The sequence below is a fragment of the Zavarzinia sp. genome (genome assembly GCF_049306435.1).
Taxonomy (GTDB): domain Bacteria; phylum Pseudomonadota; class Alphaproteobacteria; order Zavarziniales; family Zavarziniaceae; genus Zavarzinia.
Genome location: NZ_JBAQRT010000047.1, coordinates 1 through 16,332, shown reverse-complemented (window position 1 = coordinate 16,332; position 16,332 = coordinate 1). Strand labels below are relative to the sequence as shown.

Sequence of the window (16,332 nt, the reverse complement as noted above, 5' to 3'; positions counted from 1 at the left end):
GCGGCGATTCAAGCGCCGGCCTGAGGCTTGCCCGGGCGGGGATTGGGCTGGCCGCGCTGGAAACGGCGGGTCAGCGCCCGGACGACACCGCGCAAGGTACGCACGTCCTGTCCCGTTGGCTCCGCCCGCTGGATGAAACTGACGATGTTGCGCACCATCGACGGCTTCTTCTCGATCGGGCGCAGGAACCCCGCCTCGTCGAGTTCCGTGACCAGATGATCGACCAGGCCCTGCACCTCGGCCTGGGTCGCCGGCTCGGTCTGGCCGATGCGCAGGAACTTCTCCGGCACCTCGACGTCCAGCATGTGCCATTCATAGGCGACGAGCAGCACCGCCTGGGCGAGGTTCATCGACCAGAAGCGGGGCGAGGTCGGCACCGACAGGATGGTGTGGGCAAGGGCGATGTCGTCATTCTCGAGCCCGGTGCGTTCCGGCCCGAACAGGATGCCGGCGCGCTGGCCCTCGTCGATCAGGGCGCGGAATTCGAGGGCGGCGCGGCGCGGCGTGACGACGGGTTTCACCATGTCGCGGTCGCGCGCCGTCGTCGCATAGACCCTTGTCAGGTCGGCGACCGCCTCGGCCGTGGTCGGATAGACCTTGGCGTCCTGCAGGATCCAGTCGGCGCCGGAGGCGGCGGAAAAGGCCCTCTCGTTGGGCCAGCCGTCGCGCGGGGCGACGAGGCGAAGCTCGGTCAGGCCGAAATTGGCCATGGCGCGGGCGGTCGTGCCGATATTCTCGCCCATCTGGGGCGTGACCAGAATGACGATGGGGCCGGGACCTTCCTTGGGGCCGACGCCGACACCCTTGGGCCGGGGGCGAGAGCCGATGCCGCTGCCGAAGGGATTGGCGCCTTCGGCGCGCAGCGGCCGGTCTTCCTCGTCGCTCATTCGGCGGGACCCGTGCCGGCCGGGGCGCCGTCGCGGTACAACTTGAAGACGATGGCGTCGGCTAGAGCCTGGAACGAGGCTTCGACGATATTGGCCGAGACGCCGACGGTGGACCAGCGGTTGCCCGTCTTGTCCGCGCTTTCGATCAGCACGCGGGTGACGGCGCCGGTGCCGGCCTGCCAGCGGTCGACGCTGATGGGGCCGTCGCCCTGCGCGACGCCATTGCCGAGCTGGAGGATGCGCACCTTGAAATCGACCAGTTCGAGATCGTCGATATAGGACTGATATTTGCCGAGGTCCTGACGCAGCGCCGCGTCGAGCGCGTTGACGGGACCATTGCCTTCGCCGACCGACAGCATCTTCTGGCCGTCGACCTGGACCCGGACAATGGCTTCCGAGACGGTGACCAGCTCGCGCCGGGCGTTGTAACGCCGCTCGACCAGCACCTTGAAACTGTCGACGAAGAAATAATCAGGCACCTGGCCCAGCACCCGGCGGGCCATCAGCTCGAAGGAGGCATCGGCGCCGTCATAGGAATAGCCGAGGAACTCGCGCTCCTTCACCTCTTCCAGCAGGCGGTCGATGCGGCTGTCCTTGGGGTCCAGCTCGATATCGACATCGCGGAGGCGAGCGAGGATGTTCGATTTGCCGGCCTGATCGGAAATCAGCACCTGGCGCTCGTTGCCGACCGCTTCCGGCGGGACATGCTCGTAGGTCCTGGGGTTCTTGAGAACGGCCGAGACATGCAGCCCGCCCTTGTGGGCGAAGGCGGCCTGACCGACATAGGGCGCGTGCTTGTTCGGGCTGCGGTTCAGGATCTCGTCGAGCAGGCGCGAGGTCTGCGTCAGATGCGACAGCGCCTTTTCCGTGATGCCGGTCTCGAAACGGTCGGCGAAATCGGACTTCAGGCAGAAGGTGCCGATCAGGCTGACCAGATTGGCGTTGCCGCAGCGTTCGCCAAGGCCGTTCAGCGTGCCCTGGACCTGGCGCGCGCCGGCCAGCACCGCCGCCAGCGAATTGGCCACCGCGTTGTCGGTGTCGTTATGGGCATGGATGCCGAGGCGAATGCCCGGGATGGCATCGGCGACGGTCGCCACGATGCGCGAGACTTCATGGGGCAGGGTGCCACCATTGGTGTCGCACAGCACGACCCAATCGGCGCCCGCGCCATGGGCGGCCTTCAGGCAGTCGAGGGCATAGGCGGGATTGGCCTTGTAGCCGTCGAAGAAATGTTCGGCATCCAGCATCGCCTCGCGGCCCTTGGCGCGGAGGTGGGCGATGGAGTCGCCGATGATGTCGATATTCTCGCTGCGCGGAATCTCCAGCGCGACATCGACCTGGAAATCCCAGGTCTTGCCGACGATGCAGATCGCGGGCGCCGTCGTCCCCGTCAGGCCGGCGAGGCCCGGGTCGTTGTCGGCGCTGCGGCCCGGCCGCCGCGTCATGCCGAAGGCGGTGAAGCGGGCGCGGGAAAGCGCGGGCGGCGCGGCGAAGAAGGCGCTGTCGGTCGGATTGGCGCCCGGCCAGCCGCCTTCCACGTAATCGACGCCGAGCCGGTCGAGGGCGAGGGCGATGTTCCGCTTGTCCTCGACCGAGAAGTCGACGCCCCGCGTCTGGGCGCCGTCCCGCAGCGTCGTATCGAACAGATACAGCCGTTCCTTGCTCATGACCCTATGCCCGTTTCCACTTGGTCCCCGTCGGCCCGTCCTCGAGGATCACGCCTTTTTCGGCGAGATCGTCGCGGATGCGGTCGGCCTCGGCGAAATTCTTCGCCTTGCGCGCGGCTTTCCGCGCTTCGATCAGGGCTTCTATTTCATCATCGCTCGGCCCGCTCTCGCTGCCGGCGGCTTTCCAGCGAAACCATTGATGCGGCTCCCACGCCAGGATGCCGAGGGCATGGCCCCCGGCCTTCAGGCGGCCGGCGGCCTCGACCAGGGCATCGCCCGTGCCGCATTGATAGGCTTCGTTGGCGATGGCGTGCAGCTCGGCGATCGCCTGCGGCGTGTTCAGGTCATCGTCCAGCGCCGCCTCGATCGCTTCCGGCACGGCGGCGGGGGCGACGACGCGGCCCAGATGCGCCTCGGCCTTCTCGATCAGGCCGTACCAGCGGTCCAGCGCCTGGCGGGCGCGGGCGATGCCCTCGTCGTTCCAGTCGATGGGGGCGCGGTAATGGGTCGAGAGCATGTTGAGGCGCAGGGCCTCGCCCGGCGCCTTGGCCAGGGCATCGCGCACGACGACGAAATTGCCGAGGCTCTTCGACATTTTCTCGCCGTTCACGGTGAGAAATCCGTTGTGCACCCAATAGCGCACGAAGGGCGCGCCATTGGCGGCCTCGGACTGCGCCACCTCGTTCTCGTGGTGGGGAAACACGAGGTCGCGGCCGCCGCCGTGGATGTCGAAAGTCCTGCCGAGTTCGGCGAGACTCATGGCCGAGCATTCGATGTGCCAGCCCGGCCGGCCCCGGCCCCAGGGGCTGTCCCAGCCCGGGATGTCGGGCGCGGACGGCTTCCACAGGGTGAAATCCGCCGGGTCCTTCTTGTAGGGCGCGACATCGACGCGGGCGCCGGCGATCAGCTCGTCGCGGCTGCGGTTCGACAGCTTGCCGTAATCCGCCTTGGCGGCGACGCTGAACAGGACATGGCCCTCGGCGACATAGGCGAAGCCGCGCTCGACCAGCCGCTCGATCATGGCGATCATGTTGCCGATATGCTGGGTCGCGCGCGGCTCCGCGTCCGGGGACAGGGCGCCCAGGGCGGCCATGTCCTCGTGGAAGGCGGCGGCTGTGCGCGAGGTGATCACACCGATCGGCTCGCCCGACTGGGCGGCGCGGGCGTTGATCTTGTCGTCGATATCCGTGATGTTGCGGACATAGCGAACTTCCGCGTAGCGGCGCTTCAGCAGCCGGTAGAGCACGTCGAAGACGATGACCGGGCGGGCGTTGCCGATATGGGCGAAGTCATAGACCGTCGGCCCGCAGACATACATGCCCACGGAATCCTTATGCAGGGGGACGAATTCCTCCCGCTTGCCCGTCGCGCCATTGTGCAGAACCAGAACCACGACCCGATCTCCCGTCAAGGCGACAGGCTTTAGCAGATCGGATCATGCCGGTCCATGTTCCGGCTCGATTTTCACGGAAGGCGATCGGGGTTCAGTAGTCGTGGTTGTCGTCGTCCTCCCAGACGACGGCATTGCGGCCACGGGACTTGGCGATGTAGAGGCGGCGGTCGGCGCGATCCATCAGGGACGCGGTGTCATCGGAACTCATCAGGGACGCGACGCCGGTCGACATGGTGACGAAGATGTCGTTGCCGTCGAAGCAATAGGCATGGGCGGCCATCTGCTTGCGCAGCCGATCCGCCACCTCGGCGGCGATATATTTCGGCAGGTTGGGCAGCATGATCATGAATTCCTCGCCGCCGACCCGGCCGACGACATCGCCGTCGCGCACCGCGCCCGACAGCAACCGGCCGCAGCTGCGAATGACCTCGTCGCCGGCGGCATGACCGAAACGGTCATTGATCGATTTGAAATGATCGAGGTCGATCGCCAGAACACTGGCCGTGCCCCCCTGTTCGCGAAGACTGGTCACGGTTTGCTGGACGTTGGCCAGGAACTGTTCACGGCGCAGAGCGCCCGAGAGTTCGTCGGTGAAGGCACGGTCCCGCACGTCGACATAGGCCAGATAGTGGTTGCGTCGCAGGAAATAACCGAAGATGCCGGCACTGAAAGCGATGCCGACGGCGAGCGCCAGTATCGAACGATCCGACAACAGGACATCGATACCGCGAGGCGCGGCGTGGCGCATGGTAACGGCTTCGAGCCTGACGGTCTGGCTACCCGCGTCCTTTGCCAGCAGGATGGTCAGTCCCGCGCCGGCCGGCAGCGCCGCGGCCTTGAAATCCGCCCCCTGGCACACGGCGGATGCCAGCATCCTGTCGGTGGCTTCAGTGGAATGCCGCGGCGGCAGACCGAGCCAGCCCGTCACCTCGTCGATGCAGGTGTCGGTCGGAGGTCTGGCGATTTCTGTTTTCGCCTGAACGATGTTCAGGAGCGAATGGGGCGACCGGGCGAGGGGGGCGATGCCCGGCCTGCCCTCCAGCGCATGGGCCAGGACGGAAACTTCAGTCCTCAGCTGGGCGTGAAGCAGGCCCAACATGATCTGCAGGCTGATGATGGCGAGCGCGAAGCCGAACAGGGCGGAGGCCACGCCGGCGTGGAAGGGCCCTATTCGGGGCTCGGGCTTCCGCGGGGACTTGGATTTCAATTCAGGCATCGATGAACGGCAAGCCCCCCTGAGGGCGTTCACATCGGACCGGACGGTTTCCCGGCCCCGCCGCCATATCCCCCCCGGGACCGCCGACAAGCAATAAAACTGATCAATGATATGTCCGGTGGCAAGTCGTATTCACGCCAGACGGCTGTCTATTTCATCGCGCTGCAACAAAGGCAGCAGCGCTTTCATTTCCGGGCCATGGGCGCGGCCGGTCAGGGCGAGGCGGAGCGGCAGGAACAGGCTCTTGCCCTTGGCCCCGGTCGAGGCCGAAATCGCCGCCGTCCAGCGGCTCCAGCTGTCCTGATCGAGAAGGCCTTCCGGCAGCAGGCCACGGGCCGCGACCATCACACCCTTGGGGTCGTCGATCACGGCCCGTTCGATCGGGCCGGTGACGACACGCCACCAGTCGGCGGCATCGGTCAGGGTCGAGATGTTGCCACGCACCGCCAGCCAGAACGCCTCGCCCGCGCCCGCCGGCAGGCGATCGCGTATCGCCTCGAAATCGAGCAACTGCAGGACATGGGCCGACAGGGCGCGCAGTTCCGATGGGTCGAAACGGGCCGGCGCCTTGCCGAAGCGGCCAAGATCGAAGCCTTCGACCAGGGCCGTCAGGGCGGCGACCGGCGCCACCGGATCGGCGGAGCCGAGACGGGCGAGCAGGGCATCGACCGCCAGCGCCTCGATCCCCTCGGCCCGGAGGGAAGCGAGGGAAAGCGAGCCGAGGCGCTTGGACAGGCCGGCGCCGGTGCCATCGACCAGCAGCGACAGATGGCCGAACGTGGGCACCGATCCGCCCAGCGCCTCGAACAGTTCGATCTGCACACCGGTATTCGTCACATGGTCTTCGCCGCGAATGACATGGCTGATGGCGAAGTCGATGTCATCGACGACGGAGGTGATCGTATAAAGCGGCTGGCCATCGCCACGGATCAGCACCGGGTCGGACAGGGACGCGGTATCGACCACCGTCTCGCCCTTCACGAGGTCGGACCAGGCGAGGCGCCGGCCGTCGAGGCGGAAACGCCAGTGCGGGGCGCCGCGCTCCGCCGTCAGGCGGTCCTTGTCGGCATCGCTCAGCTTCAGGGCGGCGCGGTCGTAGAGGGGCGGGCGGTGCTGCGCGATCTGCAGCTTGCGGCGCAGTTCCAGCTCTTCCGCCGTCTCCCAGGCGGGGTAGAGCCGGCCGCTGGCCTTCAGCGCGGCGATCGCTTCGTCATAGCGCGGGAAACGGTCGGATTCGCGGGCGAAGCCGTCCCAGTCGAGGCCCAGCCAGCGCAGGTCCTCCTCGATCGCGGCGGCGAATTCGGCGGTCGAGCGTTCCTTGTCGGTATCGTCGAGACGCAGCAGGAAATGCCCGCCGTGCTTCCGGGCGAACAGCCAGTTGACGAGGGCGATACGGGCATTGCCGACATGCAGTCGGCCCGTGGGGCTGGGGGCGAAGCGGACGGCGACCATGTCAGGCGCGGCAGGCGAGGGGGCGGATCATCATGGCGGCAAGGATTAGCCGCCGCCGCCCCGCTTGGCTAGGGTCTGATCTCGATCGCGGTGCCATCCGGGGCCAGGGACCAGATTTCCCGGATGGCGTCGTTGGAGACGGCGATACAGCCAGCCGTCCAGTCCCAGGGCAGGGTGACGAAATCGGGCAAGGCGTCGGGCTGGCCGTGGATCATGATGTCGCCGCCGGGCGACAGGCCGCGCTTCACTGCGGCGGCCAGATCCCACGGTTCGGGATAGGAAATCCGCAGCGACAGCGTATAGGCCGAGGCCGCATTGCGCCCGCTGATACGATAGAGACCTTCGGGCGTCCGCCCGTCGCCCTCGACCTGCTTGCGGCCTTCGGGGGCGGAGCCGAGGCGGATATCGTATTCCCGGACCAATGTTCCGCCGTCGAAGAGGCGGAGCTTGCGTTCCGCCTTGGTGACGACGATGCGATCGACATCGGCGAGGGCGGGCGACGCCGAGAGCAGGAGCAGGGACAGGAGGGCGGCATATCGTCTGGACATGCCGCAGAGATTATCGCCCGGCCGCGATCTTCGCGGTGAGGCGGATCACAGGTCGCGCGCCGCCTTCAGCCGCTCGGCGAGGGCGAGGGTCTGGACCGCCTGATCGGGGGTGACGCGGGGCGGGCGCTTGTCGCGGATCGCGTCGAGGAAATCGGCGAGTTCGTCGAGCAGGGGTTCGCGTCGCTCGACCGGGACCGGCGTCTCGACCACGCTGCTGCCTTCGCCCGGGCGGCGGATCACCAGGGTCTGGGCGATATAGTCGGCGACGGCGCCGGCCTCGGTGCCCAGCACCTCGAGGGTGCGGATGCGGATCGGGGTCATGCGGCTGGCGCTGATCGCGGCCAGAATGCCGCCCGGAAAGCCGACGAGGGCGGTCGCATAGTCGTAGCCCGGGACATCGGCGCCGCGCAGGCCATCGACCTGGGCCTTGACCGCCTCGGGCCGGCCGAGGAGGTCGAGCACCACGTCGATGTCGTGCACCATCAGATCGTCGATCACGTCGACATCGGTGATGCGGCCGGCCTTGGCGAGGCGGCGGGCGGTGATGGCGTGCAGGGGGCCAAGCTCGGGCAGGATGGATTTCAGGGCGACGACCGCCGGATTGAACCGCTCCAGATGGCCGACGGCGAGGGTGACGCCCGCCGCCTTGCCGAGGGCCGCGATCCGCGCGCCTTCCTCGGCCGAAAGCGCCAGCGGCTTCTCGATCATGCAATGGATGCCACGGCGGATCAGATGATCCGCGAGGCCCGCATGGGTGACCGAGGGCGTGACGATCGAGACGGCGTCGACCTTGGGCAGGCGATCCAGCGTCTCGAAGGTGGTCACGCCGAAGATCTTGGTCGCCTCGGCCCGGTTGGCCTCGCTGGGATCGACGGCACCGACGATCTCGACACCCGGCAGGCGGGCGTAGCAGCGAAGATGGTTGCGGCCCATCATGCCACAGCCAATGACGGCGACACGAAGCGGTGAAGGGGAGGCGGCGATGTCGGACATGATGGAGTCGATTAGACCCTGCCCGGGCAAAAGGCAATGGCCCGCCGTAACTTCGCCGCATCGCGAAACGAATGTTCAGCCATGACGATGACCGCATCATCCCGCGCGAAACTCCCGGCTTTTCCCTGGCAAGACCGGCGGGGGCGGCTGTCCTGGCTGAAGCTCGGCGCCTTCGTCGGCCTGTTCGTTCCCGCCATCTTCATCGCCGGGTCATGGGCGGCCGGCGACCTCATGCCGCGCCCGCTCAATGCCGTCATCCATCTGACCGGCCTGTGGGGGATGCGTTTCCTGCTGCTGTCCCTGTGCCTGACACCGCTGCGGACGGGGCTTGCCCTGCCGGAACTCATCCTGTTGCGGCGGATGCTGGGGCTGGGGGCCTTCGCCTATATCGCGGCGCATTTCCTGCTGTTCGTCGGCGATCAGGCTTTCGATCCGCTCGCCATCGCCCGCGAAATCACCGGGCGCTTCTATCTGACCATCGGCTTTGTCGCCTTGATCGGACTCTGCCTGCTGGCGGCGACCTCGACCGACGGCATGGCGCGGCGGCTGGGGGCGGCGCGCTGGCGGCGGCTGCACCGGATCACCTATGGCCTTGGTCTTCTCGCCCTCGTCCATTTCTTCATGCAGTCGAAGGCCGACCCGGCGGAGGCGACGATCGCCGCCGGCCTCTATCTCTGGGCGCTGGCGCGGCGACGCTGGTCGGCGCCGCTGGCGATCCCCGCCCTTGTCGCCATCGCCGGGATCGGCGCCGCGCTGGCGGAGGCGGGGTTTTTCTTCGCCTTGCGCGGGATCGATCCCTTGCGGGTGCTGGCGGCCAATCTCGACATCGAATTCGGCCTCAGGCCCGCGCTTTGGGCCGGGCTGATCGCCGCCGCGGTCGAGATCGCCGGGCTTATTCGGCGGACCGCCGCTCGGAAAGCACGCGGTGCACCTCGGCCAGTCGCGGCGCGTCGAGCGGGAAGCGCGCCATGATCGCCGCCGCCGCGAGGTTCATGGCGAAGGGCAGGAAGACGAACAGGGCCAGCAGGGCGCCGGCACCTTCGATCGGTTGATCGATCCCCGCGCTGGCCGCCGCGGCCGGCGAGAAGCCGAACAGTGCCAGCAGGGGATAGGTCACGCCGACGGCAAGGGCGAAGCCGACCTTGTTGGTCATGGTCAGCACGCCGAAGAACAGGCCGGTGCGGTTGTGGCCCGTGCGCATTTCATCCTCGTCCGCGACATCGGCCATGATCGCTTTCAGAAGGAAGGTGCCGGAAGCATAGCCCAGCCCGTAAAGCAGGGTGATCACGGTCAGCGCCGCCGTGTCGCCCGGCGAGACCAGCAGGAAACACAGGGCGAGGGCGCAGTTCCACAGGGCGCCGAGGGCGAAGGCGCGGTGCTTGCCGAAGCGGTAGGAAATCGCCATCCAGCCCGGAATACCGATGATCCCGGCGACGAAATAGCCAAGCAGAAGGGTCGCCGTGATGCCCGGCGCGCGGGCGACCGCCTCGACCATGAAGACGAACAGGGCGCCCGTTACCGCTGGCGGCACGCCCGCCATCAGATCGGCCAGCAGCACGCGGCGGACCAGGCGGTTGCGGGCGATCGTCAGGAAGGTCTCGCGCAGGCCCGGGTGATTGGATGGCCCGGCTGAAGCGGTGGACGGGTCGGGCACCTTGAACACGCACCACAGGACGCCCAGCGGGAAGATCGCCATAATGAACCAGCCCATGGCGGCGATATGGTCGGCCTTGGTGCCGCCCTGGATCTGTTCGAGAATCGCGGGCAGCGCCAGCAGCGAAACCATGCCGACAATGCCGGCCATCTCGCGCCAGCCCTGGATCCGGCTGCGCTGGTGATAGTCGGGCGACAGTTCGGCGCCCCAGGACATGTGGCTGATGACGCCAAGGGCATAGCCGGCATACATGACGACCAGCCAGCAAAGGACATAGAGCGCACCGGCCCCCGCGGGCGGCATGAACATCTGCCAGGCGCCAAGGCCCATGAGCGGCACGGCGAGGACCAGCATCGAGCGGCGTCGGCCGAAGCGGCTGCGCACCCGGTCGCTGATGGCGCCGAGCCCGAGGTCGGCCGCGAGGTCGAACAGGCGGCACAGCATGAAGATCTGCCCGACCACCGTGAGGCCGAGGCCAAGGTTGTCGGCATAGAAGGGCGGCAGATAGACGGCGACGGGAAGCCCGACCGCATAAAGCCCAAGGGCAGGGGCCGCGAAGGCGAAGAGCGTACCGATGGAAACCGGCTTTGCCGTTGATGACGCCACGCCCGTGCTGGACGCGGTGATGCCCACCGGCTGGTCCAAGCTGCTCATACAATTCTCCCCTTACGCAGCACTGTCTTGTCGTTTTTATGAGATTGCTGCGGCGGCAAGGGTTGCAAGCGGAAGGGGCGGCGGTCAAGGCAAACCGCTTACGTTTTATTCACGTTTTGCGCGCATTGTCAGGATCGGAAGGCCCTGAAACATCCCCTCGGGCTTCTTCGTTTCCTCTCTGATCACTGGTCCTTGACCCAACCCTTCGCCCGGACCCCTCGGCGAAGGGTTTTCTTTGTCCGCTCCGCTCCGCGCCCGCTACAATCGGGCCGGGCGGCAAAGACGCGGAGAGGGAAGACATGGTGGACAGGCGGGCGATTCTGCTGGCGCGGGCGATCGTCGTGCTGTTTCGGGATTTCGAGCTGGTGGCGCGGGAGGCGGAAATCACCGTGCCGCAATATCGTTTCCTGCTGTTCCTGAAGCGGGGGCCGAAACGGGCCGGGGACCTCGCGCTGCAGGCCGCCATCGGCAAGCCCACCGCCTCGGCCCTGATCGCCGAGATGGAAAAGCGCGGCCTGATCACCCGCGAGCCCGATCCCGTGGACGCCCGCGGCATTCGCCTTCGCCTGACCGAGGAAGGCCTCGCCCGCCACGGTGCCTTCGAGGCGGCGCTGGCCCGCAAGCTCGAGGACCTGATGGGCGAGAAGGCCGACGACATCCTGGGCGCGGCGACCGAACTCGCCTATCTGATCGATGCCCGCCGCGACCTCGCCTCCCTCGAACAGGTCGGCGACCTCATCGCTTGACTCCCCGGCGCTTCCGCCGAATAGTTCGTGTCACGAACTATAAAATCGGGAGAGAGCCATGGAATTGACCAGCCAGCACGAGGAATTGCGCCGCACCATCCGCCGCTTCGTCGAGGAAGAGATCAATCCCCGGTGCGACGCCTGGGAAGAGGCGCAGATTTTCCCGGGCCGGGAACTCTTCGGCAAGATGGGCGCGCTCGGTCTGCTCGGCATCAACAAGCCCGAGGAATTCGGCGGCATGGGCCTCGACTATTCCTATGCGGCGGTCGCGGCCGAGGAATTCAGCCGGGTGCGTTCCGGCGGCATCGCCATGGCGATCGGCGTGCAGACGGATATGGCGACACCCGCGCTCGCCCGTTTCGGTTCCGACGAATTGCGCCGCGAGTTCCTGGCACCGGCCATCGCGGGCGAGGCGGTCGCCTGTATCGGCGTGACAGAAGCCCACGCCGGCTCCGACGTCGCCGCCATTCGCACCAAGGCGGTGCCGGATGGCGATGATCTCGTCATCAACGGCTCGAAGATCTTCATCACCAATGGCACCCAGGCTGACTGGATGTGCATGTTGGCCAATACGTCCGACGGCCAGAAGCACCAGAACAAATCGCTGATCATGGTGCCCCTGAAGGACGACAAGGGCAATCGGGCCAAGGGCGTCACCGTCGCCCGCAAGCTGAAGAAGATGGGGATGCACTCCTCGGATACCGCCGAGCTGTTCTTCGACGATGTGCGGGTGCCGAAGCGCAACATCATCGGCGAGCCGGGCATGGGCTTCGTCTACCAGATGCTGCAATTCCAGGAGGAGCGGCTCTACGGTGCCCTGTCGTCGATCGGCGGCTGCGACTGCACGATCGAGGAGACGATCGAATACACCCGCAACCGCAAGGCCTTCGGCAAGTCGATCCTCGACAATCAGGTGGTCCATTTCCGCCTGATCGAGCTGATGACGGAAGTGGAAGCCCTGCGCGCCCTGACCTGGCGCGCGGTCGACATCCATGTGAAGGGCGGCGACTGCACCGTCCTCGCCTCCATGGCCAAGCTGAAGGCGGCGCGCCTGACGCGCGAGGTGAACGACAGCTGCCTGCAATATTGGGGCGGCATGGGGTACATGGACGAGACCATGGTCTCGCGCCGCTATCGCGACGGCCGCCTGACCTCGATCGGCGGCGGCGCGGACGAGGTGATGATCGGCATCATCGCCAAGTTCAAGGGCCTGCTGCCCGGCCGCGCCTGAGGGCAGGGGGCGTGGCCGTGGCCGCGCCCCCCGATGTTCAGCCCTTGGCGAATTCGAGATTGCCGTCGTCGATCGCGTCGTTCAGCAGCATGACCTTGTCGCGCTTGTAGTCGTGCAGCACGGCCCAGGGCAGCTTGCGACCCTGACGCGGCAGGGTGTCCCTGGCCCGGCGGACATAGCCGGACGACAGGCCGCCCATGATCGTATCGTCGAGGGCGCTGCCCTCGAGGTCGCGCGGCGTCGCCACCTTGATGCCGTTGCGGTCCATGTGGTTCAGCAGGCGGCAGACATAGCTCGAGGCGATATCGGCCTTCAGGGTCCAGGGCGCGTTGATATAGCCGAAGATGCAGGCGAAATTCGGCATGTCCTGCACGAGGACGCCCTTGTACATCATCGAGCTGGCGACCGAGCGCGGCTGGCCGTTCAGCGAGACCGTGGTGCCGCCCAGCATCTGGACATTGAGCCCGGTCGCCGAGATGACGATGTCGGCTTCCAGCAGCTTGCCCGATTTCAGGCGGATACCGGTTTCGGTGAAACGGTCGATCTGGTCGGTCACGACCGAGGCCTGGCCAGACCTCAGCGCGGCGAACAGATCGGCGTTGGGCACGGCGCACAGGCGCTCGTCCCAGGGATTATAGGTCGGGGTGAAATGGCTCATGTCGAAATCGGGGCCGACGGCTTTCCGCACGTTCGACAGCAGCCAGCGCCGCACGAGGTGGGGCCAGCGCCGAGCGGCGATATAGAGCCAGCGCTGCACCGTGATGTTGCGGCGGCGGGCGAAGCCATAGACCCAGGATTCCGGCAGGAAGATCTTGAGGAAGCCCGAGAGCTTGTCGAGCGCCGGCACCGAGAAGATATAGCTCGGCGAGCGCTGCAGCATGGTGACATGGCCGGCCTCGCCCGCCATGGCGGGGACGAGGGTGACCGCGGTCGCGCCGCTGCCGATGACGACGACGCGCTTGCCCTTGTAGTCGAGACCTTCCGGCCATTTCTGCGGGTGGATCACCTGGCCCTTGAACGTGTCGAGGCCGGGGAAGTCGGGCTGGAAGCCGGTGTCGTAATTGTAGTAGCCGGTGGCGCCGATGGCGAAGCGGGCCTTGCGGCGGAGCGTTTCGCCCGTCGCCTCGTCGGTGCCGGTCACTGTCCAGCAGCCCTCGGCGGACGACCAGTCGACGCTTTTTGTGCGGAAGCCGAAGGTGATCTTGTTCTCTATGCCATATTCGCGGGCGGTGTCGCGGATATAGCTGCGGATCGACGGGCCGTCGGCCAGAACCTTCAGGTCGTTCCAGGGCCGGAACTTGTAGCCGAAGCTGAACATGTCGCTGTCCGAGCGGATGCCGGGGTAGCGGAACAGGTCCCAGGTGCCGCCGATGGCGTTCCGCCGCTCGAGGATCGCGACCGACTTGCCCGGGCATTCCCGCGCCAGATGGCAGGCCATGCCGATGCCCGACAGGCCGGCGCCGATGATCAGGACATCGGTGATTTCACCGCTCATGTGTTCTCTCCCTCGTTCTTGTCTCTCACCCGGCTGATCGGGCGTTGACGGTAATCTAGTGACAAATTCAGGTCGTTGCACCGCCCGCGTTTGGGGGGCATGGGGGGCTGCCGTTTTCGTGCAGCGCGGGCGGCGCCATTCGCGCTATACCGGCGGCCAGCCTTGGAGGGGCCGCCGTGACTGATTATGTGCGCAAGATTCTCGATGCCCGCGTCTATGACGTCGCCCAGCAGACGCCGCTCGATCCCCTGACCCGCCTCGGCGGCCGGATCGATGCTTCCGTCTTCCTGAAGCGCGAGGATCTGCAGCCCATCTTCTCGTTCAAGATCAGGGGCGCCTACAACAAGCTGGTCCGGCTCGATGCCGCCGCGCGGGCGGCCGGCGTCATCTGCGCCTCGGCCGGCAATCACGCGCAAGGCGTCGCCCTGTCGGCGAAGCGGCTCGGCCTTCGCGCCGTCATCGTCATGCCGGTGACGACGCCGCCGATCAAGGTCGAGGCCGTCCGCTACTGGGGCGCCGAAATCGTCCTGCACGGCGATACCTTCGACGTCGCCTACGAACACGCCCGCAAGCTCGAGGCCGAGCAGGGCCTGACCTTCGTGCACCCTTACGACGATCCGGACGTGATCGCGGGGCAGGGCACGGTCGGGGTCGAGATCCTGCATCAGCACCCCGATCCGATCGAGGCGATCTTCGTGCCCATCGGCGGCGGCGGGCTTGCCGCCGGCATCGCCTCCTACGTCAAGTTCCTGCGGCCCGAGACCAGGGTGATCGGCGTCGAGCCGGTGGACGCCGCTTCCATGAAGGCGGCGATCGATGCCGGGCGCCGCGTCGTCCTCGACCGGGTCGGGCTGTTCGCCGATGGCGTCGCCGTCCGCCAGGCGGGGGAAGAGACCTTCCGCCTGTGCCGCGCCCTGCTCGACGATGTGATCCTCGCCGATACCGACGCGATCTGCGCCGCGGTCAAGGATGTCTTCGAGGATGTTCGGGTGATCGCCGAGCCGGCGGGGGCGCTGTCGCTGGCCGGGCTGAAGGCTTATGCCGCGGCGAACCCGACGCGGACAGGATCGCTGGTCGCCGTCGCCTCCGGCGCCAACATGAATTTCGACCGGCTGCGCCATGTCGCCGAGCGCGCGGAGATCGGCGAGGCGCGGGAGATCCTGCTGGCCGTGACCATTCCCGAAGTCGCCGGCTCCTACCGCCGCTTCATTCAGGTGTTGGGCAATCGCAGCATCACCGAATTCAACTACCGCTATGCCGCCGGCCAGCAGGCCCATGTCTTCGTCGGCCTGAAACTGGGCGATGCCCGCAAGGAAAAGCCGCCGATCATCGAAAGCCTGACCGGCCTCGGCTATCGCGTGCTCGACATGTCGGCGGACGAGACCGCCAAGATTCACATCCGCTACATGGTCGGCGGCCGGGCGCCGCAGGGCCTTGCCGACGAGATCCTGCTGCGCTTCGAATTCCCCGAGCGGCCGGGGGCGCTGATGCGCTTCCTCGACGGGGTGGGGGCGGACTGGAACATCACCCTGTTCCACTACCGCAACCATGGCGCCGACTACGGGCGCGTTCTGGTCGGCCTCCAGGTGCCGACGGGCGGACGGGCGCGGCTGCAAGCCCAGCTCGACGCCCTCGCCTACCCGTGGGAGGACGAGACCGACAATCCTGCCTACCGGCTGTTCCTGGGGGCCTGAACGGTTCACGGCAGATAGCCGATCTGCCGTGCGCTGATCAGGGTGAACTTGCGCGACAGCGCGGGCGACAGCCGGGCGAGGAATTGCGCCGGCCAGGCGATGGGGCCGCTGAAGATATGCGCCTTGCCCCGGGCGATGCCCTTCAGCACCGCCTCGGCCACCACTTGGGGGCCACAGCCCTTGGTGATGTAATAATGCTGCAACCGGTCGAGCTGGGATTGCGGCACCGAGGGCAGGGCGGATTTGGCCGTCGCGATCGGCGTGTTGATGATGCCGGGATAGAGCGAATGGACCATGACGTTCTGCCCGGCGAGTTCGAGCGCCAGCACCTCGCCGAGGTTCTTCACCGCGCCCTTGGAGGCGGCATAGGCGACCATGTTGGGCGCCGGCGAGACCGAGGCGGCGGAGGCGGTATTGACGATGTGCCGCGCGTCCCCCGCCTTCAGCATGGCGGGCAGGAAGGCGCGGATGCCGTGGACGATGCCCATGACGTTCACGCGCATGATGCGCTCCCAATGCGCCGGCTCGTGTTCGAGGAAGCCGCCGAAATAGGCGATGCCCGCATTGTTGAACAGGACATGGGGCGCCCCCTGAGCCGCCAGGACACGGCCGGCCATGACCTCGACCGCCTCGGCGCTGCCGACGTCGCAAACCTCGGCCATGGCGTCGGCGCCGAGGGCGCGGACGCGGCCGGCCGCGTCC

14 protein-coding genes are annotated in these 16,332 nt (G+C 67.1%); 4 read left to right on the top strand and 10 right to left on the bottom strand.

What is annotated here, in order from left to right; all coding sequences use genetic code 11:
* Positions 1–8 precede the first annotated feature (8 nt).
* The 7 genes from WAZ62_RS02390 to WAZ62_RS02360 form a co-directional block, all read right to left on the bottom strand.
* The gene (locus WAZ62_RS02390) at positions 9–887 is read right to left on the bottom strand and encodes an RNA methyltransferase (protein WP_422641934.1); all 879 of its coding nucleotides are present in this window, start codon (positions 885–887) and stop codon (positions 9–11) included.
* Complete coding sequence (gene cimA / locus WAZ62_RS02385) at positions 884–2,554, bottom strand: citramalate synthase (RefSeq protein WP_422641933.1); 1,671 nt, start codon at positions 2,552–2,554, stop codon at positions 884–886. Before cimA ends, WAZ62_RS02390 begins: the two co-directional genes overlap by 4 nt.
* A gap of 4 nt (positions 2,555–2,558) precedes the next feature.
* Positions 2,559–3,947, bottom strand: a complete 1,389-nt coding sequence (gene cysS, locus WAZ62_RS02380) for a cysteine--tRNA ligase (protein ID WP_422641932.1) — start codon at positions 3,945–3,947, stop codon at positions 2,559–2,561.
* A gap of 91 nt (positions 3,948–4,038) precedes the next feature.
* Positions 4,039–5,097: a GGDEF domain-containing protein gene (locus WAZ62_RS02375; RefSeq protein ID WP_422641931.1), complete on the bottom strand. Its 1,059-nt coding sequence runs from the start codon at positions 5,095–5,097 to the stop codon at positions 4,039–4,041.
* Between the two features lie 198 nt (positions 5,098–5,295).
* A complete protein-coding gene (gene gltX, locus WAZ62_RS02370; RefSeq protein ID WP_422641930.1) occupies positions 5,296–6,615 on the bottom strand; it encodes a glutamate--tRNA ligase in 1,320 nt (439 codons plus the stop codon).
* Positions 6,616–6,683: 68 nt separating this feature from the next.
* Complete coding sequence (locus WAZ62_RS02365) at positions 6,684–7,163, bottom strand: L,D-transpeptidase family protein (RefSeq protein ID WP_422641929.1); 480 nt, start codon at positions 7,161–7,163, stop codon at positions 6,684–6,686.
* Positions 7,164–7,208: 45 nt separating this feature from the next.
* A complete protein-coding gene (locus tag WAZ62_RS02360) occupies positions 7,209–8,156 on the bottom strand; it encodes a Gfo/Idh/MocA family oxidoreductase (RefSeq protein WP_422641928.1) in 948 nt (315 codons plus the stop codon).
* 81 nt (positions 8,157–8,237) lie between these two features.
* On the opposite strand from WAZ62_RS02360, the gene WAZ62_RS02355 reads away from it, so the two are divergent.
* Complete coding sequence (locus tag WAZ62_RS02355; RefSeq protein WP_422641927.1) at positions 8,238–9,128, top strand: sulfite oxidase heme-binding subunit YedZ; 891 nt, start codon at positions 8,238–8,240, stop codon at positions 9,126–9,128.
* Here WAZ62_RS02355 and WAZ62_RS02350 read toward each other — a convergent pair.
* Positions 9,049–10,464 carry an MFS transporter gene (locus WAZ62_RS02350; protein WP_422641926.1) on the bottom strand — a complete coding sequence of 472 codons (1,416 nt, stop codon included), beginning with the start codon at positions 10,462–10,464 and terminating at the stop codon, positions 9,049–9,051. The two genes, WAZ62_RS02355 and WAZ62_RS02350, sit on opposite strands and share 80 nt — an antisense overlap.
* Before the next feature lie 299 nt (positions 10,465–10,763).
* On the opposite strand from WAZ62_RS02350, the gene WAZ62_RS02345 reads away from it, so the two are divergent.
* Positions 10,764–11,210: a MarR family winged helix-turn-helix transcriptional regulator gene (locus tag WAZ62_RS02345; RefSeq protein WP_422641925.1), complete on the top strand. Its 447-nt coding sequence runs from the start codon at positions 10,764–10,766 to the stop codon at positions 11,208–11,210.
* 58 nt (positions 11,211–11,268) lie between these two features.
* Positions 11,269–12,441, top strand: coding sequence for an acyl-CoA dehydrogenase family protein (locus tag WAZ62_RS02340; protein ID WP_422641924.1), 1,173 nt, complete (start codon positions 11,269–11,271; stop codon positions 12,439–12,441).
* Between the two features lie 37 nt (positions 12,442–12,478).
* Here WAZ62_RS02340 and WAZ62_RS02335 read toward each other — a convergent pair whose 3' ends face one another.
* A complete protein-coding gene (locus tag WAZ62_RS02335) occupies positions 12,479–13,936 on the bottom strand; it encodes a flavin-containing monooxygenase (protein WP_422641923.1) in 1,458 nt (485 codons plus the stop codon).
* Between the two features lie 176 nt (positions 13,937–14,112).
* Between WAZ62_RS02335 and ilvA the strand changes: the two genes are divergently transcribed.
* Positions 14,113–15,630, top strand: coding sequence for a threonine ammonia-lyase, biosynthetic (gene ilvA, locus WAZ62_RS02330; protein WP_422641922.1), 1,518 nt, complete (start codon positions 14,113–14,115; stop codon positions 15,628–15,630).
* 5 nt (positions 15,631–15,635) lie between these two features.
* Here the strand turns inward: ilvA and WAZ62_RS02325 are convergent.
* On the bottom strand, positions 15,636–16,332 hold a 697-nt coding region (locus WAZ62_RS02325; protein ID WP_422641921.1), incomplete at its 5' end, for an SDR family NAD(P)-dependent oxidoreductase.

Coding starts and splice junctions, on each gene's coding strand:
- gltX (WP_422641930.1), bottom strand. CDS start 6,615: ATGGTCGCCGTCCGCTTCGCCCCCAGCCCCACGGGCCGACTGCATGTC.
- WAZ62_RS02360 (WP_422641928.1), bottom strand. CDS start 8,156: ATGTCCGACATCGCCGCCTCCCCTTCACCGCTTCGTGTCGCCGTCATT.
- WAZ62_RS02365 (WP_422641929.1), bottom strand. CDS start 7,163: ATGTCCAGACGATATGCCGCCCTCCTGTCCCTGCTCCTGCTCTCGGCG.
- WAZ62_RS02355 (WP_422641927.1), top strand. CDS start 8,238: ATGACGATGACCGCATCATCCCGCGCGAAACTCCCGGCTTTTCCCTGG.
- WAZ62_RS02340 (WP_422641924.1), top strand. CDS start 11,269: ATGGAATTGACCAGCCAGCACGAGGAATTGCGCCGCACCATCCGCCGC.
- WAZ62_RS02390 (WP_422641934.1), bottom strand. CDS start 887: ATGAGCGACGAGGAAGACCGGCCGCTGCGCGCCGAAGGCGCCAATCCC.
- cimA (WP_422641933.1), bottom strand. CDS start 2,554: ATGAGCAAGGAACGGCTGTATCTGTTCGATACGACGCTGCGGGACGGC.
- WAZ62_RS02345 (WP_422641925.1), top strand. CDS start 10,764: ATGGTGGACAGGCGGGCGATTCTGCTGGCGCGGGCGATCGTCGTGCTG.
- WAZ62_RS02335 (WP_422641923.1), bottom strand. CDS start 13,936: ATGAGCGGTGAAATCACCGATGTCCTGATCATCGGCGCCGGCCTGTCG.
- WAZ62_RS02350 (WP_422641926.1), bottom strand. CDS start 10,464: ATGAGCAGCTTGGACCAGCCGGTGGGCATCACCGCGTCCAGCACGGGC.